Below are 24,207 nucleotides of genomic sequence, written 5' to 3' on the forward strand. Positions count from 1 at the left end.
TTTCTAACTGCAGAATATATGCTTTCCAATTGTTTTAATCTGTGGCCGTGTCCAAATCCAGCCTGAAGTTGCTGTATCCGGGTTAAAATAATACAGTGCATTTCCTGAAGGGTCCCAGCCGTTAATAGCATCGAGCACAGCTTCTCTCGCCTGCTCATTCGGCTCAAGCCATATTTGTCCATCTGCAACTGCTGTAAATGCTCTCGGCTCAAAAATAACGCCAGATACCGTATCCGGGAATAATGGGCTGTTTACCCGATTCAGAATCACAGCTGCTACAGCTACCTGGCCTTCATAAGGTTCTCCTCTGGCTTCCCCATACACTGCATTGGCCATCAGCTGAATATCATTATTAGAATATCCTTGCGGGACATTCGTGGAGTTGACAGGAGTACTTTCCGCGCCCCCATTATTTCCTCCTGATGGAGCAGAGCCTGTGCCATACATTTCCTGCTTTACTTTTTCTTTATCATAGTTTGTTGCCTTCGTAAGCTTATCTTTTGTTGTCTGCCCGGCGAGACCATCGATTTCCATTCCAAATTCATATTGAAAATTCCTTAAAGCCCAATATGTCCCCCAGCCAAATACACCATCAATTTTGCCATTATAAAAACCAATATGCTTTAATCTGGCTTGTAATTCAATAACGTCCTCTCCAACAGCCCCTTGTTGAATTATTTGATCACTAAATGCATTTGTCTGTTCCGGCTTAGCGAAAATAAATGCAGATAGGAATACAAAGAGTGTTAAGCTATAAATCATAGGTCTGTGAACTCTGTTCATATTTATGCCTCCATTTTCTTCTCTTAAGCTTTTTCATCAAATTAACTGCCCTCCTATAATTTTTTTAGAAAGCAGCTCAAAGAAAGTATAGCCAAAGAGAAATTTTAATCACGGATAACCGTCCATAAATCTCCGCCCTAACAACCTATCAGCACTTTTGGTTGGAAGACTGCCTGCAAATGTTTCTGGTGGGCGAGTAATCGCTGTCCCAGTCTCAGTCTCACATATTGGTCATACAAGCAATTTTACAGGTTATAAAAACTTGTATTTTTAGTTTAGGCAGAAGATCAGGTAAGCTGATTTCCTGATTCACTCAACTCGCATTCCATGAGAGAAATCTCAAAGAATGAAGTTTCGTTTTATCTAAGCCTATTTTTTGTGCAATTCTTCTTTTTATTCATAAACATTTAAAATCAACCAGATTACTGATAGATAATAATTATTTCCGAACAATAAAAAAGCTGACGAACCGGCTCGTCAGCTTTTTTATCTATTTGTTTATTTTATAAACTTGTCAGGCAAAAAACGGATATCATAAGTTCTGGCGTGTTTTAACCGGTAAATTGCAAAAACCCATACACCAGCTAAAAAAATCGATAAGATAATAATAAATTGATTCAATCCGAGAAGTATGTAATTGTATATACCATGTAATAAAAATGGCAGCAAAAATGCGATGGTTAAGTATCTGCGTTTGTATTTTGAATTCATTTTTGCCTTGCCTAAATAGTACCCCATAATAATCCCAAATAGCGCATGGGACGAGACAGGATACAGTGCACGCATCCATGCAAATTCAATTCCATTTGATAATAAATAGAATACATTTTCCAGTGAAGCAAACCCCAGGCTTATTGCACTGGCATATACTATTCCATCGTAGTGGTTATCGAATTCTTCATGCTGATAAATCAAAAACATAAACATAAACCACTTAAAAAATTCTTCCATAAAAGCACTAAACAGGAATGCTTCAATAATATTCGGAATATTATCCAGCTCAGCATGAATCCCATATTGAATAAACATAATCGGTAACACAATTAAAGCTCCTGCCACAAACATGCGGGCTATGAGCCAAATCGGTTCCGTGATGCGGTCACGTAAATAAATAAAAGTCATAAAAGCTACAGCAGGGGCGATACCAGCAGATAGAGCAGCTATCATTAATTCTTACTCCTCTTCTCTATTCGATTAAAAATTACATGTCAAATAAATATTCCAATTCCATGTTGCTTGCCAGACCGACAAGAAGCTTTATCCTTGCCTTTTTGCTATCATAATCTTTTCCCAGGAGGACACCATTCTCCATTAAATCAAAAGTGCTTCCTTCATAATCATATGTAGGATAAACCTCACCTTCTACGGCTGAAGTTGTGATTACTACTGCAATACCTTGCCTGATGCATTCTTTAATTGCAGGCATCATTGTTCTGGATACTTGTCCTCTTCCGACACCTTCAAGAACCAGTCCTTTTACGCCGCTATCAATTGCTGTTTGTATATATTTTCCATCGGCATCCATGTATACTTTAATAATGTCAACTGTCGGCAGCTCTCTTTTTAATTCTAAATACTCCCGGTAGGTAGGCTTTTGAAACACACGGACATTGTTATTATCAATAATGCCTAGATAGCCATAGCCAAAAGCATTAAAGCCTTGGATATTAGAAGCATGTTCCTTTCGGACATAGCGGGAGTGAAAAATACGCTCATTGAATACGACAGTCACACCGACGTCTTTTAAATCTTCACTGCAGGCTGCAAGTATAGCATTTTTAATATTAATAAAAGAGTCTGTACCTACTTCCTGAGGAGAACGCTGTGATCCGGTAAATACGATTGGAATGCTGTAGTTTGAAATTAAATGCATGAAATAAGAAGCTTCTTCTAATGTGTCTGTGCCTTGTGTAATAACAATACCGTCAAATGCTTCTTCATTTAAATAATTGTCTATTTCTTCTTTTATCTTGATTAAATCAGTAAAATTTAAATGCATACTTGCTTTTTGAAAGAATGAATCAACCTTTACTTCTATATCGGCTGGGATATCACATTTTTCAATTATTTCTTCCCCAGTTAAGACACCGGAAGCCAATTTGCCGCTTTTTTCATTTGTATCGCTTGCAATTGTGCCGCCTGTTGCAATCATCAAGACTTTTTTCATGTAATTACCTTCTTTGTATATTTGTTATGTACATTTATTGTTATCTCTATTTGCCAAAGGAGGCAAATAATCTTCCTGCCAGCACAGTTTCTTTCATAAAAAATGAAACCTGGATCAGCGGAAGTCTGTATTCGCTTTCCATTGACCCGGAACTGTCATTATTTGCTCAAGTAAAATCATCAGAGTGTAATAAAATGAAGCTTCAATCAGCGGGGGAGTTCTTTCATCCCCACTGATTGCTGGTACCACAAGAGCATGCATCTAAAGGTATGACCAGAAAACGACCTCCCTAAAGACCCTTGAACCAATTGGGCCGTTACTGGCTGTTTGATCTTCCACCTATGATCTTCAAGTTTTTTCCGTCCTTGTAGCGGGAGTCTTGCAAAGCCCTATGATGGGATGAGTAATTGCAATGATTTTCGGTGGACGAGTAATCGCAGTCCCAGTCCCAGTCTCAGCCAGTTACACTGCGATAAATTTAGCTCTATATCAAAAAATAGAATTAGGAAGAGAAGATAGATTCAGCAATCAATTCTCCGTGAAAACGGCCATTCTCAATAAATACTTTATTATTATCATATCCGGCGGCAACTACCCCTGCGATAAATAAATTTTTCACATTGGTTTCCATGGTGTTCTCATCATGTACCGGTTTGCCGTTTTCCAGATTAATCTTCACCCCTGCTTGTTTTAACAAACGATAATCTGGGCGATAACCTGTCATAGCGAAGACAAAGTCATTTTCAATAGCGATCTCTTGACTATCTTTTTGATAAGTGAGATGTGTATCTGTTATTTCTGTCACGGATGCTCCAAAAACCATGTCTACTTTCCCATTTCGGACAAGTGATTCAAATTCTGGTAAAATCCATGGTTTAATGCTCTCTGAATATACATCTCCACGGTAAATAACAGTCACATGTGCACCTGCTTTATGCAGCTCAAGTGTAGCATCAACAGAAGAGTTTTTACCACCGATGACAACAACCTTCTGATTAAAGTATTCATGGGCTTCCTTAAAATAATGGGTTACCTTTGGTAAGTCTTCTCCCGGGATATCCAGGCAGTTTGGCTGATCATAATATCCTGTTGCCATAATTACTTTTTCAGCATGATAACTTATTTCATCACCATTATTTTTAACTGTTTTCAAGAAAAAATTTTCTCCATCTTTTTCAAGAGATACTAATTTTTCAAAAGCATTTATGCGCAGCTTACTCCGCTCGGCCACTTCCCGATAATAGACCATTGCTTGATTTCGTACTGGTTTCTTATTTTCAGAAATAAAAGGAATACCGCCAATTTCTAAACGCTCACTTGAGCTAAAGAATGTTTGGTGTGTCGGGAAATTACTAATAGTCTGCACTACATTTCCTTTTTCGATTAATAAAGGGTTTTGTCCTTTTTTCTGAAGCTCTAATGCACATGCCATCCCACACGGCCCAGCTCCAATAATAATGATTTTTTCGTCTAGCATTTCGTATCCTTCCTTCATACATCACTTAGAAAAACGATCAATTCGCCGCTGTTTAGTGAATCAACCGCCTTTTTATCCTTATTTTTCACATTAAATTTTCATTACCTATCGTACAACGAAGCTGACAGCATGGCAAATACAAAAGATTATCTTCATAAACAAATAAAAAACTCTTGTTGTGAAAGAGTTTTTTATTTATATCCTTTAGAACATTAAATTTCTGAATAGATTCTTTTCATAGATTGCCACATTCCGTTTTTAATTAAACCCAGCCTCTGAAACGGGAAGCTTCAGCCATTTTCCGCACGCCTATCATATAAGCTGCCAGCCGCATATCAATTTTTCTTGTTTTTGCCATATTGTATATACTATTAAAAGACTTAATCATAATTTCATGTAATCTTTTGTCGATTTCTTCCTCTGTCCAATAAAAGCCCTGATTATTTTGTACCCATTCAAAGTAGGATACAGTTACTCCACCGGCCGATGCCAGAACGTCAGGAACAATCAGAACATCTCTTTCTGTAAGAATTTTTGTTGCTTCCATTGTTGTTGGGCCATTTGCTGCTTCTACAATAATAGAGGCCTTAATATTATGTGCATTATCTCTGGTAATTTGATTTTCAACTGCTGCCGGAACAATAATATCACAATCGAGCTCAAATAATTCTTTATTCGTAATCGTTTTATCAAAAAGCTTCGTAACTGTTCCAAAACTATCACGGCGATCCAGCAGGTAATCAATATCTAAACCGTTCGGGTCGTGCAATGCTCCGTATGCATCAGAAATTGCGACAACTTTCGCACCGGCATCATGAAGAAATTTGGAAAGGAAACTTCCGGCATTTCCAAACCCTTGAATAACTACCCGGGCTCCTTTGATATCAATTCCTTTCTTTTTCGCTGCTTCATTTAATGCAATCGTTACCCCTTTAGCTGTTGCAGATTCTCTGCCGTGAGAACCGCCAAGAACGATTGGCTTACCAGTTATGAACCCAGGGTTATTTAATTTATCAATTTTACTATACTCATCCATCATCCAAGCCATAATTTGCGAATTTGTAAATACGTCTGGAGCTGGAATATCTTTTGTTGGACCAACAATCTGACTCACAGCCCGGACATATCCGCGGCTTAAAGCTTCCAACTCTCTAAAGGACATTTCCCTTGGATCACAGATGATTCCGCCTTTTGCTCCCCCATAAGGCAAATCGACAATTCCAGCTTTTAAGCTCATCCAAATTGAAAGTGCTTTCACTTCTGTTTCGGTAACATCCGGGTGAAAGCGGATCCCGCCTTTTGTTGGACCGATAGCATCATTATGTTGTGCCCTGTAACCTGTGAAGACTTTAACCTTTCCATCGTCCATACGAACTGGAATACGAACAGTAAGCATACGCAAAGGTTCTTTAAGTAAATCAAACACTTCCTCAGGGTAACCAAGTTTGCTTAATGCGGTTTCTACAATAGACAATGTAGAATTTAACACATCAGTATTTTCTTGATTTTCTTTGGAAGTATCTCCTGCTTTATCGGCTACCATTAATATTTACCCCCTACTATTATATCAATGTTTTACTCACTCCAAGTTTAGTATACACTTTCATACGGATTATGCAATAAAAGAGATGAACGTCATATTTATTAAGAATTAATATGACAGAGATGTATATATTTACCCGGCATTCATAACATGACAGAGGTTACGAATAATATATATTGGATTCCTTCATTCTGAAAAAATCCTGATGTATCAAATACTTATATTTTCAATTTATCGGCTGCCCAATTTGGAGAGAGGAATCCCCTCTCCAAATGAAGTTTCATTTTATGAAGCGAAATAATGATTTATTTCAGAAATTGCATCTTTTTCAAAAATAACTTTTCCGTACTCTTTTATACGATGAGAAGTTAAAATACTTGGGTGGGCAAATTCAGACATGAGACCAATAATATTTTCCTTATGACTGACTGTTTGCACATAAGGATCTAACAACATAAAATAACGGTTTTCCATAAAATATACGTTGGATTCTTTGATATTCATATTTGATAAATGCCCTGCTACGGAAATGACATCTTCAAAATCATCAAAGGAGAAAATAAGCTCTTTACTTTCGTCAAGTGTCACTTTCATCTCGATGTATTCATCATCTAACTCTATATCAACCTCATCATATTGGTGCGTCACAAAAATATGCATTCCCTGGGCTTGCATAAGATGTACCTGCACAAGTAACATTCCTTCAAATTCCATTCCAAGCTCACTGCTTGCTTCGTACATCATGTCACTGAACAGAGTACGAACATTAGATGCATCATGCCATAAGTCCTCCCGGGTAAACCCTCTTTCTATAAGATCATCGAACGTAAGAAAAATTTTAAACTGATCTGTTGAAATTCGTTCGATTCGCATACTGCATCCCCCTTTTACTCTTAACTTCGTAACAAGTATTTATATTACTATATGCACCATTTTCAAATGATGAACATAACCTGCTTGTATCGTTTTGAAAATGGGTATTCAATAGAGCGTAGAAATTATTAATTTTATTTTAAAAAGATATTTGAAAAAATGAATGAATTACTAAATAACCATGTTTTCTTTATCATTTTAAATACACTTCTATATATACTTGTACACCAATTATAACATTTTATGTGTTCGTTTAATTATATTATGCTTACTTCAAAATCAAATAAACCAGACAATAATTCCTGCAAGAGCGAGAAGTAATACAACAATAAAAATAAAACGTAATAAAGAAAAATTGACTTTGAAACGTATTTTACTGCTGTCTTTATGTACTTCATTTCTTGGTGGTAAATTTAATACATCTATTTCAACAGATGTTTGCTCCTTATGTTCATTCTGGTCCTGAACAGCTTCTTCTGTTTCTTTATTATGTTCTGCTATATCTTGAATAGCTTGTCTTAATGCTTCTGCTTGATCGTTTTGCTTGGAGCTCAATGCCATCACCTCATTTCTTTAACCGTATAACTAACCCAAGTAGAAAGTCAATAAAAAAATGCATGACAATGGGAATAATTAAATTAGCAGTATATTCATAAACCCAGCCGAGATAAAAACTGAGGACCAGTGCTGCAAAAAATAGTACAGGCTTCTTTAAATATCTTATATGGGCCAATGCAAAAAGAATACTTGCAAATAAGTATCCAAAAGTGGTTTGAATGGCCCCTCTAAATAAAAACTCTTCACAAATTGCTACTGTCAGTGTAAATACAAATATAAAACTTATCGGCTGATTTTGAAATATAAGTTCATTTATTCCGCCATCATCCCAGTATTTTTCAGGTGTTACGTACATTAAAGCAATCTCAATGCAAACGATGATAACAGCAGATAAAAACCCGAAGAAAATGATTTCCTTCAAATCCCATCTGAAAAGATTCAACCAATCAAAAAACGAATCAAACAGGAAAAAACTTAATATCATTGCCAACAGGAAAAATAATTCTTGAGAGAAAAATAACTGAATCCTTAGTTCTTTTTTTGACATTTGTTTTATCAGGTCATACTGTTTCACCTTATACCTCTTCCATATTCAGGACCTTTTGAAGCTTTTTGCGCCAATTTATTGGAGAAGAAGCTTCTGGTATTTTAAAAAGTGATTCAGGTACCCATTTATTCCAGTCAAAACCGCAGTTGCTGCAGCATTGATCGGTTGGGTCCCCAAATCCATCCTGAAAAGGCTGATAAAGTGTTTTCCGCAAACAATCCCCAGTCTGAACCCACCGGTATAACTCATTTAATTTATCATTTTTGTATAACTGCCGTTTTTCCAAGTATTGAACGATACTTTCTCTAACCTGTTTCCATTTCTTTTCATCAATAAACCATTCATTATCCTTAATAAGCCCATATTTTTGCAGTTGCCTCTGGATAAACCGGGCTGCACCTTCATTAATATCGAGCAGTATATGCAGTTGTTCAGGAGATGGCAAATCAACTTGAGTACTTTGACAGGTCAAGATTGTCGTGATAAGGCGATCAATAACCTCCATTGACGGCAGTTCATTTTTAACCATATTTGCCGATAGACGAAAATCTCCCTTATGATAAAGAATTACGCCGACACTTGATTCTCCGTCTCTTCCGGCTCTGCCTACCTCTTGAATATAAGATTCAATCTGGAGCGGAAGGTGATAGTGAACCACCAATCGGATATCTGATTTATTAATTCCCATTCCAAAAGCGCTTGTACAGCAAATAATATCAATTTGATTATTCATGAACTGCTGCTGAATTCGCAAGCGTTCAGATGCTTCCATTCCGCCATGATAATAAGCAATATTTCGTTTTGGAAGTTTGACGGATAAAGACAGAGCTGTTTCTTCTGCAATTTGTCTGCTTGTAAAATAAATTAATACAGGAATGAAATATGACTTTGTCATTTCTACAATGCGGTCTAATTTTTCTTGATCATTCTCCACTTCTTCCACACAAAAAGCAATATTGTTCCGATCCATCGGATAAATATGCCTTTTCATGTCCGGCTTGTTCAAGCTATGGATAATATCGGTCTGGACATCTGGTGTTGCTGTAGCACTCAACGCCAATACCGGAGGATGATTTAATGCTTCAATCACTTCATGCAGACGCTGATAGTCTGGACGAAACTCATGCCCCCATTGGGATATACAATGCGCTTCATCCACTACAAAAAGTTTAATCGGCAGCTGCTTTAAATAATTTTGATGCTTTCTTTTTTGAAGCCACTCCGGGGAAACATAAATAAGCCGGTATGAATCTAAATTATTTAAAGCTCTCTGTTGTTCCATAAAAGGCAAAAAACTGTTTAAAGCAATAACATCTTTAAAGCCGGCAGCCTTTAGCTCCTTAACCTGATCAATCATCAAAGAAATTAACGGAGATACAACAATAGTAATGCCGTCTAACAGCTTTGCAGGAAGCTGATAGCAGATAGATTTACCGGACCCTGTCGGCAATACACCAAGGACATCCTTCCCGCAGAGGACATCAGATATGATTTCCTTCTGTCCCTGCCGAAAAAAATCATAATTAAAATGACGATACAATGCTTCTTCTAAATGAATTATTCTCACCCTCTACTTATTGTATAAGACCAGCGCTAAACGAATTTGAAAATAACTGATATCCGGATTCACATTATTTTTAATTTCTTTTAAACGATAGGACTGCTTTGAATGTACGACTTCTTTAATCTCTTCATAAATCGTGGAATTCAAGTAATCAAAAAAAGGAAACTCCATCTCATGCATAGCAATCTCCACCAAGTGGTCCTGTATCGTATTTGCTTTTAAACGACGGATTTGCACAATTTCTTTAAAAGAATGCTTCTTTTGAAGTAAACGGAGTGTATGCTGGGCTGTTTGACTTAAGGGTGTATCAGAAATATATAAGTTTTTTGTAAAGTGCTTGAGCATTAGATAATCATTATCATGCTCCTGAACCCTTAACAGGCGATAAAAACCTTTTTGCAGAATTAAAAAACAATCCTGAATAGAAAGCTGATAATCCTGCGAAAGCTGCTGCAAACTGCTGCCGTAAGAGTAGTAACTGGTTATACGATCAACAAACATCGATGCTTCGAGGTCTGTCAGGCCGGATAAAGCTTTTTCTAATTCTTTATATAGTTGTTGTAATACCTCTTTTGAACGCTGCTTATACTGCTTATAAAAACCTTTAACAAATTGTTCAGCTTCATGGTTATCTGAAATGGGAATAAAAAGATATTGTTTTTTAGAAGTGTTGGTAATGGTTTGAATAAAAAGCAGCAATCGCTGCTTGAATGTCTCCATCACATTTGCATATTTCGCACCCGCAAATCCGTCAAGATTTGTTTTACATGATGCAAGCCAGGACTTTCCTTTTTTTGTGATTTGTATTTTTTTCTCATTATCTTCCCTCAAATAATCAAGTTCTATTAACTGGTTAAGCTGTATCCTGTAATCGTCTTTAGCCAAGCCGGGGTAGATACCGTAGTAATCAGCGATATGATAGAACCTGGCATCCTGTATAGTTTGGATAGCTTTTTTTCCGATTAAAAGATTATACACACTGGAAGATGTACGTTCTTGATTTATTTTTTGAAAACAATCCATAAGGATTCCTTGAAAAAGCATCCTGACACCACCACCCATACTGAAAACATCCTCTAAATTCCAAGCTTATTGAACAGCCTCTTTCATCCAGTTTATTAATAAATCCTCCTGATATAAATCTCCTGGATAATCTATTCTCTCTATTTTTTCATTTTCGTATAAATATTGTAATAGTTCGTTCATTGCCCCCATGTATTCATGGTATAAGAACTCGTAGCTGATTGTTTCCTGAGGCATTATATTGTCTGCACAAACTCCAGGATCTGTGTAATTCACATATGTTCTGCACGGCAACGGGCGAAACTCATATATAGTACAAGCATTTGCTTCCAGATTTAAAAATGGGCATGGGAGATGTTCCTGTTTGTATTTATATTTCGCATCTGGATCAGAAATCATATCCGTATGACTTAACCTGTTAATCTTTTCTCCAAAAGTTTGATAATACTGGCCAAGATGCTCTTTCATAAAATGCTTTTTATCATCGGGCATTTTATGAATTGCATTTTTGATAAGCTCTGCCTCCATTTTATTTATTACAATAGGAAAATAACAACAAAAAGCGCAGCCCATCTGGCACGTCGGCATAATATCAGCCGTAGATTCCATATCACTGATTTCTTCAGTCACTGCCTGCAATAACTGAACGAATGCCTTAGCAATTTTATCGTCAGCTGACATCTCTTCATTATCTAAAATATAATCAACTATTTCCTCAAAACGTTCTTGTTTAATTTGATATTTTGTATTAATTTCCTCACATTTCAGCAGAATTTCATCGTAGGTTAAAAACATAGACATTGGCTGGACTCCTATTTTATACATGATAAAAAGGCTATCATGCAATAAAGATTCAATTATTAATATAGAAAAGTATATCACGAATGATTATATGTTTATATATTTTATGATCAGAATAACTTCTAATGGGAAAAGACACAGGCCAATAAAATAACTCCTCAGTATACGTAACAAAAGAGAAAGCTGCTCATGAGCGGCTTTCTCTTTTGTTATAAGTAGCTAATATTTGATTCGAAATCTATTTTTCGAATATCTTTTAAACAAACCATGAAGCAATGGATATAATAAAAGGATAAACACACCATTACCAATAGCATGTGCTGTATCAAAAGGAAGCCCGGCTAAATAATATGGCCAGAAATGTCCCGTAACCTGAAACGTCGTTAAAGAAATAATAAAACCATAAAAATAACCGCTGAACATCGAAAAAAGGATAATAAAAAGTAAGGGAACATTTTTCCAAATAATGCCTATAATTCCTGCGGTTAAACCAATTAAACACCATGAGATAATTTGCCAAACAGTCCAAATTCCCATGCCAAGCAGCATGTTCGAGAGAAATACCACTAATACACTTAAAATAACAGATGATACTGGACCGAGGAAAATTCCTGTTAAAATAATAATTGCTGTAATAGGCTGTACATTAGGAAGAAAATGAAATGCATATCTGCCTACTACAGCCAGTGCCGCAAGTAGTGCAAGTAATGTCAGCTTGTATGTATTCATTTTTACTCTATTGATTGCAGATCAAATATGATTTCTTCGCCACCATTCAGCTCATATTCTCCTGCCCCAACCGGAGAAGACTCTCCGTCTACATAATACATCCAGTACTTTCCTTCGTCTTCATCATCTGACACTCGTTCAATCGAAGTGATAAAACCGTTATCTTCTTCTACATAGAAGGCATCCTCCAGTACATTTAAAAGGATATCCCCCTCTTCCACTTGAACAATTTCTTCTGATACATACTGATTCCCGTCATCAATTGTTATCGTTATTCGTACCTCATCTTCGGCCAGCTCCTGCTCTTCACCACTTGATTCATTCGTACTGACTGAAGTATTAGAGTTTTCATTTTCATCCCCATTATTACCGCACGCTGCAAGCAGAACAAAGGATATTAACATAATACCTAAAAACTTCAACCACCTATTCATCTTCATGTCCCCTTTCGTTATCAACTTCAAATTTATCCATAAAGTGTGTGTTCAAAAAGTCCGATAAATAGGACCAAGAAGTTCAAGGCGACTAACTTTTTGAACATCCTCATAAAGAAAGCCTGTTTAGTTAACAGGCTGAAGATGGAACAATATATACTTACTCCGTTCAATCCAGCTGCTTTACTTTGGCATTGGAGTGGTGGAAAGAAAGGTACTGCTTTTGCCAAGCTCTATTTAACAACTAATTATAAAGGAGTATAAATAGAGCTGCGAGTACAGTAACAGCTTTCACTGATTACCTCTCATCCCCTAATTTTTATTTTGTATATACCAACTATCTTATCATATCTATTAATTTTTAGGAATGTTTCATAGGTATTTCAAAACTAAATGTTGTACCAATATCCAGCTTACTCCTTACCTGAATTTTCCCATGATGCGCTTCAATGATATTTCTGGCAATGGCTAATCCTAAGCCTGTTCCCTGCTTCTCTTTCTTCACCCGTGATTTATCCGCTTTATAGAAGCGCTCAAAAACAAATGGCAGATCTTCTTCCGGGATGCCGCTGCCATTATCCTCTACTTCTACGTGAAGGAAATCTGAGTTGCTAAGCGCGTGCACCTCTACTTTTCCACCCTTGACAGAGTGACGGAGTGCATTATCAATTAAATTGGTTAACACTTGTTCGATTCGATCTGCATCCATTTCACCAATCTGCTCATGCATATCTAAGCTTAACGAAAGTTCTACTTCACTCTCTTGAGCAAGCCCTTGAAATTTATGCACAATACGCTCAACAAACGCCTGAACAGCAACAGACTCAACATGTAGTTGAATTTGACCGGCTTCCATTCTTGCTAAGTCAAGTAATTCATTTACAAGCCTGCCCATTCTGAGCGATTCTTCATATATAATCTTAGCCAGTTCATTCTTATCTTCTTTTGTTTCAGCAATATCATCGACAATTGCTTCACTATATCCTTGAAGCATAGAAATAGGTGTACGCAATTCATGCGAAACATTTGCGATAAAATCCTTGCGAAGTTTATCAAGACGCCGTTCTTCAGTCATATCACGGATAACGGCAACACAGCCCCGTACATGGGATTCATCATACAATGGCGTTACTAGCATTACATAGTTCCGCCCTTGGACAACAGACTCTTTTAACACCGCTCTCTCTTCAGCAATTACTTTATTGAGAGCATCCTTAAGTTCCGTTGGAAGCTGCTTTTCTTTATCCTCTTTCTGATTATGCTCATAATTCCAGTTATCTAAATATGCCTCTGCCGGGGGGTTCATAACGATAATTTCTCCATCTCTATTAAGTGTGAAGACACCATCAGCCATCGAACTCACAATGCTGGATAATTGTTCTTTTTCCTGCCTTAAAGCCTGAATATGATAATTGAGCTGATTACCCATACGATTAAATTCAATGGCTAAATCACCAATCTCATCCCGGGTTAATACAGGCACTTTGGTATTGAATTCACCACGAGTCAGATTATAGGCCGCTTCCCGCATTTTAATTAATGGCGCTGTAACACGGGATGATAAAAATACAGCAAAAAAGGTTGTCAGCAGTATTGCAATACCTGCACTCAGCAAAATCAGTTTGGTTGTCTGATCTTTGGTTTCATTAATCATATCCAAGGATTTAAAAACAAACACAGCTCCCCCGTTTTCCAAGGGCGAGCCTACTGAAATAATTTCATTCTCATCCTCAATCAGTCCTTGAGAGCTCTGTGCAGTGACTTGAACAAGCAATTCCTGGGCTTCTGGATCATTTAACATCCATGATTCATCAATAAAACTTAAATCTGTGTCCTCGGAATCAGAAATCCATGGCTCACCGTCTGCATAGTAAATGACAATTCGGCTGGAGGGATCTCTCAGCATCTCTGTAGCATCCTCGATAAAATCCAGATTATAGTCTGAATCAACCAATGAAGAAATTTTCGCAGCCATTTGTGTCATGTCATTTTCAGCTTCCTGAATATGATAGGTTTCAAAAAACTGCATTAAAAAGAACGTTAATACACTTAATACAAAGGACACTAATAATAATATCGTTAATGATAGTTTACCTACAACGCTCTTCCAAAACATCAGTCTTGTTCAACCTCAAATTTATAGCCGATACCCCAAACTGTTACAATCATTTTCGCAGCCTGCGGGGAAACAGAATTTAATTTTTCACGTAAACGCTTTACATGTGTATCTACTGTACGAAGATCACCAAAAAATTCATACTGCCAAACTTCTTTTAATAATTGCTCACGATTAAATACTTTATCCGGTGAATTTGCTAAAAAGCAAAGCAGCTCATATTCTTTAGGTGTCAAGCTCACTTCCTGATTATCTGCAGTAACCCGGTGCCCATCATGATCAATGGTCAAGTGTGGAAATACTAATAAATTTTTTGCGGTCGCATCTGACTGCTGATAATTTACATTAGAGACTCTGCGCAGAATAGCCTTCACCCGCAGTACAGCTTCTCTTGGACTGAATGGTTTAACAATGTAATCGTCTGCCCCTACCTCAAAGCCTTGCACACGATTGGATTCTTCCCCTCTTGCCGTTAACATAATGACGGGTGTATCCTTTTCTTTTTTCAGCTCTTCGCAAACCTGAATTCCATCCATTTCCGGCATCATAATATCTAAAATAATTGCATTGTAATTATTTTGTAAAGCCATCTCTAACGCAGTTTTTCCATCTGCTGCTTCATCTATTTCAAAATCTTCTTTTTCTAAGTACATTTTTATTAAACGTCGAATTCTTTCTTCATCGTCTACCACTAATAACTTTTGTGCTTCACTCATTTACAATTCACTCCTCATTTCAACTCTAATTAGCATTATAAACGAACCTGTTTGAAAAGTTAAGGAATTAAGAGAATCCTTGTATTCTTAACAGGTTTGACAGTCGCTTAATTAATCTTCATCCAAAAAGGGAATTGCTACCAAATGGTTGATAACAATCCCCTTTTTCTATTTGTAATCACCATACAGGCAGTGTTATGCGTATGAATGTAAGCTTGCCAGTATAAGATTTACTACAATCAGGTTGAACATAATAATTGCAAAGCCAACTACTGCAAGCCAGCCTGATTTTTCCCCATGCCAGCCTCTGGAGAGCCGTAAATGAAGGAATGCTGCATAGAAGAACCAAGTAATTAATGCCCAGACTTCTTTTGGATCCCAGCCCCAGAATCTTCCCCATGCCAGCTGAGCCCAAATAGCTGCGAAAATCAGCCCGCCTAAGGTGAAGACAGGGAAACCGATAGCAACAGAACGGTACATGATTTCATCCAGCATATCCGGTTTTACACCCTTGAGAAGCGGATGGAGTCTTTTACCAATTCGTTTGCGGGAAATTAAAAACGTAATACCATAAATAATCGTTCCTGCAAAGAATGACCAAATCACTGTATTTAGTTTTCTTCCTGCTTCGTCGCCATGCATCCAGGCTGGCGCCTCGAACCAGGAATTCATTACATTTTCTGATAGTAATGTGCTGTCTTTAGGTGCTGCAATCGGCGGAAGCTGGTATTCAGCCATAACAGCCTGTCCATCTCTTTCCACTTCAAAGGTTGCTTGATAAGAAACCGCGTTAAAGATTGATGTAATAGCAATAAATCCAATAAATAAAAAGATACAATAAATAACAACTTCAAGCATCGCATTGCGAAAAGTCAGCTTGGTTTGATCAATTTGTCGGATTAAATACATTAATCCGGCAACAAAACTTATAAATAAAATCCCCTGCCCTAATGCAACTGTTGTCACATGGATGTGCAGCCAATTACTTTGTAAAGATGGTACCAGTGGTGCTGCTCCTGTGGAAAACATGCTTGCATAAGCGATAATAATTGTTGCCAAAGGAAGAGCAAATACTCCTAAAAAGGCTGTTTTATAGTAGATGTAAATAATAATAAATGCAAAAATCATTGACATCCCTAAAAAGGTTGTAAACTCAAAAAGATTACTTACAGGCGCATGGCCAGTCAACATCCACCTTGCAATAAAATAAACTAATTGAGATGCAAAACCAATAATTGTTATAACTAAACCGATGGTCCCTGCTTTTGTTTTCTGATGTCGTTCACTTTTATTTTGACGAATTGCTCCTCCAAAGAAAAAGGTTGCAACTAAATATAAAATAAAAGCAATAAGCAAAGCTCCACTACTAAGACTGTATAAATCCATTCGCTTACCTCCAATCCTATCTTAACCATTCCGTTTTAATGTTTACTCATCTATTTCCTGCTGATCCTTGACCATCTTAATGTTTGTATCCTCTACAGCTTTTTCAATATCACGTTTAATTCCGTGCCAGTTTTTATTTGTATGAGCTGCTAAAAGAAGCGTATTGTCATTTTGTTTATTAATCCAGACTCGGCGATGCTGCCAGTACATTCCCTGAATAACACCAATCATAAAGATCATGGCACCTACAAAAAAGTAGGGAAGCGTCCGGTCTGAGCTTACTGCAATACCGCTGACATCCCGGAATTCAACATCATCAATAGCTACCTTGTATTGATTTTCTCCAGTAGCATCGATATTCCGGCCAACCCCCAGAAAGCTCACTTCTCCTTCTTCTGAACCGGGAGGATAAACTGTCACAACAAAGGCTGGATTTCTAGGAAAATCTGTTTCTGAAGCAGGATTTCCGTTTTCTGTCATAATATAATCTGGATAATAATTTGTTAATTCTACCCGGAAACCGCTGTCTAATTCATATACTGAATCCGGATTTGTTAAATCAATGGTAAAATCTCCAAGCGATTCTTCTTCTGAATCATCTGCTTCGTGAATATGAAAGCTCATATTTTCAAATTCATTTAACTGATATCCCTGCTGATATAGTGTGTATTTATCAAATTTTGCCGGGTTATTCATTTGAATAGAATGCTCCAGAATGGGTTCCAATTCCGGCTCAGCACCTACCACATCAGCATTCTTTGCTTCGTAAACGACAATATCTGTCTGGAAATTACTTGCAATTTCTTCCTCTTTCAGAAAAGCCTCCTGAAAGCGCTCATCATCTTGATCATGTGTTTCCAATATAAAGTCTTTATTCTCTATGTAATACTGATTGTTTGTGCCGGGAATAACTCTCTGCTCCCCTTCACGAACCCACATATATTCTTCAGTAAACATGATTGGTGTTGTACGTAAGATAGCTGCAATCAATATAATAATAAGTCCAATATGGTTTACATAAGGTCCCCACCTGGAAAATCGGCCTTTCTCTGCCAATATCTGGCCATCTTCTTCCGTGATTTTATACCTGGAATTCTTCAATCCTTTAACCAGTTTGTCTATATCTGAGTCATCCGCATTTATTGACTCGCTGTACAGGCGCTGTCTGGATAAAAACTTCTTATGTTTTTTCGGTTTCTGGTTTCTTAAAGCTCTAAAAAGCGGGACAAAACGGTCTAAACTGCAAATAACCAACGAAATACCAATTAAAGCAATTAAAGTAATAAACCAGTAAGAGCTATACATATGATGAAATCCGAGCTGGTAGTACATTAGACCCCAAATACCATAACGGTCTTCATAAAAAATTGCCGGATCTCTTGATACAGCATCCTGCGGTATAAATTGCTCCTGCGGAAAAATCGTACCAAATATAGACGCAACTAATGCTGCTACAATAAGCCAGACGCCTACTTTTACAGAGGAGAAAAAACTCCAAATTTTATCTATAATTGATTTTTGATATGTTTGTGAGCGTCGGGCACTGCCGTCATAGCGCATATTTAAAAGCTTTTTGCCGTCATTCCCGTCAATATGCTGATTTCCTTCTACAGGCTTTCCGCATGCTTCACATAACACGGTACCCTCGGGATTAATATGGCCGCACTCACATTTTATTTTATTCATTGTCTACCTCCATTCTCATGGAATATCATGATGCATCTGGTGTGATTGCATCTAAGTGTCCTTCTAATTTATCTAATGTCAGCGCCCCCTGGACAATTTCGTCTATCGTTCCATCAGGATTAATAAAGAACGTTGTAGGCATTGGTCTGATTCGATATAAATCTCTTACCTCAGCGTTGACATCATGCGGAATAGCAAACGTTAAGCCATACTCATCGATAAAATTATCAACTACTAATTCTGTACTGTCCAGACTGACAGCAACGATTTCGACCCCTTTTTCTTTATACTTCGGGTATAATTCCTGCATATAGGGCATCTCTTGTTTACAAGGCCCGCACCAGGTTGCCCAAAAATTCAGCATAACCCCTTTTCCTTCTAAATCGCTGAGCTGCATTACATCAGCATCAAAATCTCCATTAATTTGACTTAATTTAAAATCTGGAGCAGCATCACCTGCACGGTATATTGTATTTTCATCTTTTGAATTTGAAAATAGTACAAATATTACTGCAGCAACTAAAACAGCTAAAATAGAAGAGCGAAAAATGAGACGGTTGCGTTTCTTTTTCTGTTTATTAATATTTCTCTCTCCCTTATTCAACAGCACTCCTCCCCTTTCTCACTGATTATACCATTGTGGGCAGCTTGTAAATTTGAATATTATCTTACAATTTTGTGGACGTGTTCCGTAATTGGTTGACTTCTTTCGGTGTTAGTGATCTATACTCGCCGGCATTTAATCCCTGCAGTGTTAAAAAGCTGTATTGTTCCCGCTTCAGTTTCATCACCGGAAACCCAATTGCCTCAAGCATTCTGCGTACTTGTCTATTTTTCCCTTCATGCAATGTTAATTCAATAATAGACGTTTTCTTTTCCTTATCGCTTGACAGCATATTAACGTAGACTGCTTTCAGTTTTTCATTGTCAGATATAACACCCTTCCGTAATTTTAATAATTCTTTTTTATGGGGTATACCTTTGACTTTTGCTACATATACTTTATTAACTTCTTTACTTGGATGCATCAGATGATTTGCAAATTCACCATCATTTGTTAAAAGCAATATTCCTGAAGTATCATAATCCAGTCTTCCGACGGGAAATACTCTTTCACTTACACCCGGCAGAAAATCTGTAACAACTTTTCTTCCTTTATCATCTTTAACGCTGGAGATAACACCTCTGGGTTTGTATAGCAGATAATATACGGGCTCTTCTTTTTCAAGAGGCACACCATCAACTTCTACTTTATCGTCAGAGGTAACCTTAATCCCCATCTCTGTTACTGTTTTATTATTTACTTTTACTTTTCCGTCAAGAATTAATTGCTCAGCCTTTCTTCTGGATGTCAGACCGCTTTGAGCAATAACCTTCTGTAATCTTTCTTCATGCTTTGACATATAGATCCCCAATCTTTTTTAATTGTTTTTACTTGAAGATGATGTTCAAAAACCCTCAAATAATAATCCGCTTAACAATGACCTTCTAATAAAATTACCCACATCATACAAGCAGTACGGAAAACACTTTCACGTACGAGAAGCCCATTCGTAAAAAACACTTCATTTTGAACTTTCATTGGCGCCTATTTATTCTGTATTCCTGTAACGATTGAACAGAAGAAGAGGCTGTTATTTCTTCCTTTTCATACAGCCAGCACCTGTCACACTAAAATAGCCGGTTGACTCTTGTATAACAAGAAAGCCTATGATGAAATATATTTTTCACATATCTTCATCATAGCCCTATTTTACAAGTTAGGAAAGCATAAAATTCCAGCGACGATTTTTGATGGGACAAGTGATTATATCATTATAACAGTAATTTGGTACAGCAATATTTTAATATACCAGACCCTAAGAAAAAAATATGCATTCGCTAAGGTGCCATTCCATGCAGTTTTTTAATATTTGCTACTGACTATTAATTATCCAAACATCATTGTAACAAGAAATACAGCTGCAAGTATAGCAATTAAATCAGCTAATAACCCAGCCTGTAATGCATAACGGATTTTCTTAATACCAATGGCACCAAAATAAATGGTAAGCACATATAGGGTAGTATCCGTACTACCCTGCATAACAGATGCAAGTGTACCGATAAAGGAATCTGGACCATAGGTTGCGATTAATTCCGTAGTCATACCTAATGCTGCTGTACCAGATATTGGACGGATTAGAGCAAGGGGCAAAACTTCTGCAGGAAATCCAATAAAGTCCAGTGCTGGGGCAATTAATCCTACAAACGCATCTAAAGCACCCGAACTTCGCAGTATTGAAATAGCAGTAATCATCCCCACCAAAAAAGGAAGCAAAGAAACAGCTGTCTTTATGCCTTCCTTTCCTCCCTCTACAAATAAATCGTATGCAGGTAATTTTCGAATACTTGCTGCAATCATAATTATTAAAATAAAGCAAGGTATCATCCAAATACTAATTAAGCTGATAAACCCCATCATGATTTCCTCCAAGTACTTTTATAATAAAAGATCCGGTCAATAATCAGTCCGGCAATTGTACCTATACATGTAACCAGCAAGGTAACACCGACAATTTGAGTAGGAGAAGCAGATTCATATTGCATTCTGATTCCGATAACCGTTGTAGGAATCAGCGTTAATCCAGTTGTGTTCAGAATAAGAAAAGTAATCATGGAACGTGATGCCGTATCAGAATTATTGTTAAGTTTCTTCATTTCCTCCATTGCTTTAATTCCTAATGGTGTTGCTGCGTTACCCAGCCCAAACATATTTGCTGTTAAATTAGATAAAATATAACCTAACGCTGGATGATCCTTCGGTATTTCCGGAAATATTTTCGATATAATAGGACGAAAAATCCTTGCCAGTCCCCGTAAAATACCAGCTTCTTCTGCAATGCGCATCATGCCAAGCCAAAATACCAAAATACTTATCAGACCAATAGCTAAGGTAACTGCCTGCGCAGCACTATCGAATATAGCTTCATTGACTGCCTCCATATTCCCGGAAAACATTGCATAAATAATTCCGATAGCAGCCATACATATCCAAATCCAATTAATCATTTGTATCCCACCTCAGAATGGAATGAAACACATGAGCGACATCATCCATAAAATAATCTTTTTCATTATCATCCAGTTGATTTAATACGGTATTGTCAGTCAGTGACGTTGCTTCTTCATTTAAGTATACTTCTTTAGCCCAAGAGTCATTTTCATGCTTGTAAAGTGGTAAAGTAACAGTGTTTTTTGATAAATCCTTTTTATCTGTTACAACTTCTCCATTCTGGTCAACCTCTTTCATTTCAAACTGTTCAAAGCCCCATTCAAACATGGCCATATGATCTTGCCAATCATCAGGAGCATCCAATGTTACAGCAATTAATTCCATTCCGTTCTTCTCAGCTGTAGTAAGCAGCGTGCGCCCTGTTTGCTTTGTATAACCTGTCTTTCCTCCTGTGCAATATTCATAAAAAATAGTCAGGAGTTTGTTTTTATTTTGCCAATAGTAAGATCTGTTTTCGGACAAATATCTTTTCGAGCCGCTTATCTCTTGAAAAACAGGGTTTTCCATTGCATACTGCATTAAAATTGCCATGTCATGAGCACTCGAATAATGCGTCTCTGAGTCCAGTCCATGCGGATTATCAAAATGCGTATTCTTCATTCCAAGCCACTTAGCCTTTTCGTTCATTAAATAAACAAAGCCCTCTTCACTTCCGCCAACATGTTCAGCAATAGCAACAGCAGCATCATTTCCTGAACGAAGCATAAGGCCATATACTAAATCCGTTAAAGACATTTCTTCCCCCTGCTCTAAATAAATAGAAGACCCTTCTGTATAAATAGCATTTCTGGAAACAGTGGCCTTTTCATTCATTTCTCCAGATTCAATAGCAATAATTGCTGTCATTACCTTCGTAATACTCGCAATAGAGGCCTGCTCATCAGCGTCTTTTGCAAATAATACCCTTCCTGATGATTGTTCGATTAAAACAGCCTGCTGTGCCGAAACATCCGGTGCAGCATGTCCATGAATTGGAAAAGATATGAAGCTAATAATACAAATGACCATCCATATAAAAAAACGCATCAGGTTGGTTCCCCCTCATAAAACACAGCTTTATGTCCAGAACTTCATCAAATTCTGTCTCTGACAGTGAACTTGATAAATATTTCTAATTCATTTATATGCATGAAACAAGCTGTTATGATTAAAATGAGATCAGGCGAGATATGGAAATTAAAAGAAATAGAGAAAGAACCACTGCTGGAAGCTGGCAGCTACTTCCTGACCAATATTTATTTATGCATTAAAAAACCTTATAGATAAGTATTCATTACTCATCAATAAGGTTTTCTAATCTATATTATTCATCCTGAAAACGGTCAAAAAATAAATCGACATCTGATGTATCAGTTTCAGAATCAAGCGTACTTTCCAATTCAGGCAGTTCTTCTAAGGTGGATAGACCAAAGAAAGTAAGAAATTCCTTGGTTGTCCGAAAAAGTATTGGCCTGCCTACGGTTTCTTTTCTTCCGCACTCTTCTATTAACATCCGTGAGACTAATGTTTGCAGTGGTCTTTCACTGCGGACACCACGTATTTCATCAATTTCAGCCCTCGTTATCGGCTGCTGATAAGCAATGATTGCCAATGTTTCTAGAGCTGCCTGGGACATTCTATTCGGCTTCGGCTGAATAACCCATTTCTTAAAATACTCATTATGATCAGGTTTTGTTGTTAAGCTGAGCATTCCATTAGCATTCAGAATCATCAGGCCCCGACTCTGCTTTTTGTAATCTGTTTGAAGTTCATCAATAATTTGGCGAACTTCATCTAAGGAAATATCAAGGATGCTGCTAAGTTCACTTACAGTTATCCCTTCATCTCCGCCGGCAAACAGCAGACCTTCTGCAACTCCTTTTAAACGCTCTTGTTCCACGATTATTCCTCCATCTTATAAACATATAATTCTTCAAAATGCTGTTCTTGCATAGCATAGACTTGTCTGTTTTTCATTAATTCTAAAATAGCTACAAAGGTTGTTACGATATATGATTTGGTCGGAACAGGAAACAAGGCATGAAATAATACCCCATCTTTACTATTTATAACTTGCTGTAACACTTCTTCCATCCGTTTTTCTATCGGAATATCCGCTCGTTGAATAACTGTATCCTGCGGCTCTTTCCATTGATTTCTCTGCATCATTTTTTTCAGTGCATTAATCATATCAAACACAGATACATTCCCGGTATTTGTATTTTCGATCGGTACATCTTTAAATTCAAAAACAACCGGTGAGCGTGTATAAACCTGCTGTTCGGCAGCTTCTTTCTCTTTTAACGCTTCTGCGGCTTCTTTGTATTTCCGGTATTCAATTAAACGCTGCATCAGCTCTTCACGTGGATCATCCATATATGCTTCGTCCATATCGTCCTCTTCAAACTCCTGTTTTGGAAGAAGCATCTGACTTTTTATTGCAAGCAATGTAGATGCCATCACCAGATATTCACTGGCAACGTTTAGTTCCAGATACTGCATGGTATGAATATAATCCATATACTGCTGTGTAATTTGGGCAACGGGAATATCATAAATATCGATCTCATATTGATTTATCAAATGAAGTAATAAATCCAAAGGGCCTTCAAATGTTTCTAATTTAACTTCATATCCTTGAATCATCGCTGTAATTCCTCTCAAGCGTAGTAAAACAATGTGTTAGAAGCTGATTAAAAAGTCAGCTTTATCGAGCTTATTAAACATCCTTTCAGTTACTTAACCTAAAAAAGTAACTAAAATATTTGCA

General features: G+C 37.2%; 24 protein-coding genes. All 24 read right to left on the reverse strand.

Features of this window, described 5'->3' with window-relative positions:
• Positions 1–3 precede the first annotated feature (3 nt).
• Positions 4–762 carry a spore cortex-lytic enzyme gene (gene sleB / locus OSO01_RS00615; protein ID WP_371863277.1) on the reverse strand — a complete coding sequence of 253 codons (759 nt, stop codon included), beginning with the start codon at positions 760–762 and terminating at the stop codon, positions 4–6.
• 519 nt (positions 763–1,281) lie between these two features.
• Entirely contained in the window at positions 1,282–1,950 is a 669-nt protein-coding gene (gene prsW / locus OSO01_RS00620) for a glutamic-type intramembrane protease PrsW (RefSeq protein ID WP_147207804.1), read from the reverse strand.
• Between the two features lie 34 nt (positions 1,951–1,984).
• Positions 1,985–2,950, reverse strand: coding sequence for an asparaginase (locus OSO01_RS00625; protein ID WP_147207805.1), 966 nt, complete (start codon positions 2,948–2,950; stop codon positions 1,985–1,987).
• Positions 2,951–3,452: 502 nt separating this feature from the next.
• Positions 3,453–4,427, reverse strand: coding sequence for a YpdA family putative bacillithiol disulfide reductase (locus tag OSO01_RS00630; RefSeq protein ID WP_147207806.1), 975 nt, complete (start codon positions 4,425–4,427; stop codon positions 3,453–3,455).
• Positions 4,428–4,689: 262 nt separating this feature from the next.
• Positions 4,690–5,970 carry a Glu/Leu/Phe/Val family dehydrogenase gene (locus OSO01_RS00635; RefSeq protein ID WP_147207807.1) on the reverse strand — a complete coding sequence of 427 codons (1,281 nt, stop codon included), beginning with the start codon at positions 5,968–5,970 and terminating at the stop codon, positions 4,690–4,692.
• 285 nt (positions 5,971–6,255) lie between these two features.
• On the reverse strand, positions 6,256–6,843 hold the full coding sequence (locus OSO01_RS00640; RefSeq protein WP_147207808.1) for a genetic competence negative regulator: 588 nt from the start codon (positions 6,841–6,843) through the stop codon (positions 6,256–6,258).
• Positions 6,844–7,122: 279 nt separating this feature from the next.
• Positions 7,123–7,398 carry a hypothetical protein gene (locus OSO01_RS00645; protein WP_147207809.1) on the reverse strand — a complete coding sequence of 92 codons (276 nt, stop codon included), beginning with the start codon at positions 7,396–7,398 and terminating at the stop codon, positions 7,123–7,125.
• A gap of 10 nt (positions 7,399–7,408) precedes the next feature.
• On the reverse strand, positions 7,409–7,975 hold the full coding sequence (locus OSO01_RS00650) for a CPBP family intramembrane glutamic endopeptidase (protein ID WP_147207810.1): 567 nt from the start codon (positions 7,973–7,975) through the stop codon (positions 7,409–7,411).
• A 1-nt stretch (position 7,976) separates the two neighbouring features.
• Positions 7,977–9,515, reverse strand: a complete 1,539-nt coding sequence (locus OSO01_RS00655; protein ID WP_147207811.1) for a RecQ family ATP-dependent DNA helicase — start codon at positions 9,513–9,515, stop codon at positions 7,977–7,979.
• A gap of 3 nt (positions 9,516–9,518) precedes the next feature.
• Positions 9,519–10,574, reverse strand: a complete 1,056-nt coding sequence (locus OSO01_RS00660; protein ID WP_147207812.1) for a YpbB family protein — start codon at positions 10,572–10,574, stop codon at positions 9,519–9,521.
• Between the two features lie 27 nt (positions 10,575–10,601).
• Positions 10,602–11,336: a YkgJ family cysteine cluster protein gene (locus OSO01_RS00665; protein WP_147207813.1), complete on the reverse strand. Its 735-nt coding sequence runs from the start codon at positions 11,334–11,336 to the stop codon at positions 10,602–10,604.
• A 219-nt stretch (positions 11,337–11,555) separates the two neighbouring features.
• Entirely contained in the window at positions 11,556–12,065 is a 510-nt protein-coding gene (locus OSO01_RS00670; RefSeq protein ID WP_147207814.1) for an ECF transporter S component, read from the reverse strand.
• A gap of 2 nt (positions 12,066–12,067) precedes the next feature.
• Complete coding sequence (locus tag OSO01_RS00675; protein ID WP_147207815.1) at positions 12,068–12,499, reverse strand: DUF4430 domain-containing protein; 432 nt, start codon at positions 12,497–12,499, stop codon at positions 12,068–12,070.
• A 361-nt stretch (positions 12,500–12,860) separates the two neighbouring features.
• Positions 12,861–14,615, reverse strand: a complete 1,755-nt coding sequence (locus OSO01_RS00680) for an ATP-binding protein (RefSeq protein ID WP_147207816.1) — start codon at positions 14,613–14,615, stop codon at positions 12,861–12,863.
• Positions 14,615–15,331 carry a response regulator transcription factor gene (locus tag OSO01_RS00685; RefSeq protein ID WP_147207817.1) on the reverse strand — a complete coding sequence of 239 codons (717 nt, stop codon included), beginning with the start codon at positions 15,329–15,331 and terminating at the stop codon, positions 14,615–14,617. Before OSO01_RS00685 ends, OSO01_RS00680 begins: the two co-directional genes overlap by 1 nt.
• 195 nt (positions 15,332–15,526) lie before the next feature.
• Positions 15,527–16,717, reverse strand: coding sequence for a c-type cytochrome biogenesis protein CcsB (gene ccsB, locus OSO01_RS00690; protein WP_147207818.1), 1,191 nt, complete (start codon positions 16,715–16,717; stop codon positions 15,527–15,529).
• Positions 16,718–16,759: 42 nt separating this feature from the next.
• Positions 16,760–18,403 carry a cytochrome c biogenesis protein ResB gene (gene resB, locus OSO01_RS00695; protein WP_147207819.1) on the reverse strand — a complete coding sequence of 548 codons (1,644 nt, stop codon included), beginning with the start codon at positions 18,401–18,403 and terminating at the stop codon, positions 16,760–16,762.
• A 25-nt stretch (positions 18,404–18,428) separates the two neighbouring features.
• Positions 18,429–19,007, reverse strand: coding sequence for a thiol-disulfide oxidoreductase ResA (resA, locus tag OSO01_RS00700; protein WP_147207820.1), 579 nt, complete (start codon positions 19,005–19,007; stop codon positions 18,429–18,431).
• Positions 19,008–19,071: 64 nt separating this feature from the next.
• Positions 19,072–19,806: a pseudouridine synthase gene (locus OSO01_RS00705; RefSeq protein WP_147207821.1), complete on the reverse strand. Its 735-nt coding sequence runs from the start codon at positions 19,804–19,806 to the stop codon at positions 19,072–19,074.
• 527 nt (positions 19,807–20,333) lie between these two features.
• Positions 20,334–20,864, reverse strand: coding sequence for a spore maturation protein (locus tag OSO01_RS00710; protein ID WP_147208062.1), 531 nt, complete (start codon positions 20,862–20,864; stop codon positions 20,334–20,336).
• Positions 20,864–21,454, reverse strand: coding sequence for a nucleoside recognition domain-containing protein (locus OSO01_RS00715; protein ID WP_147207822.1), 591 nt, complete (start codon positions 21,452–21,454; stop codon positions 20,864–20,866). Before OSO01_RS00715 ends, OSO01_RS00710 begins: the two co-directional genes overlap by 1 nt.
• A complete protein-coding gene (locus OSO01_RS00720) occupies positions 21,447–22,484 on the reverse strand; it encodes a D-alanyl-D-alanine carboxypeptidase family protein (protein ID WP_147207823.1) in 1,038 nt (345 codons plus the stop codon). The genes OSO01_RS00715 and OSO01_RS00720 overlap by 8 nt, the downstream gene beginning before the upstream one ends.
• A gap of 277 nt (positions 22,485–22,761) precedes the next feature.
• Positions 22,762–23,337 (reverse strand): SMC-Scp complex subunit ScpB, encoded by a 576-nt coding sequence (scpB, locus tag OSO01_RS00725; RefSeq protein WP_147207824.1) that lies wholly within the window; start codon positions 23,335–23,337, stop codon positions 22,762–22,764.
• 2 nt (positions 23,338–23,339) lie between these two features.
• Positions 23,340–24,083, reverse strand: a complete 744-nt coding sequence (locus OSO01_RS00730) for a segregation/condensation protein A (protein WP_147208063.1) — start codon at positions 24,081–24,083, stop codon at positions 23,340–23,342.
• Positions 24,084–24,207: the final 124 nt, after the last annotated feature.

It is taken from the genome of Oceanobacillus sojae (assembly GCF_007991515.1).
Lineage (GTDB): Bacteria > Bacillota > Bacilli > Bacillales > Amphibacillaceae > Oceanobacillus > Oceanobacillus sojae.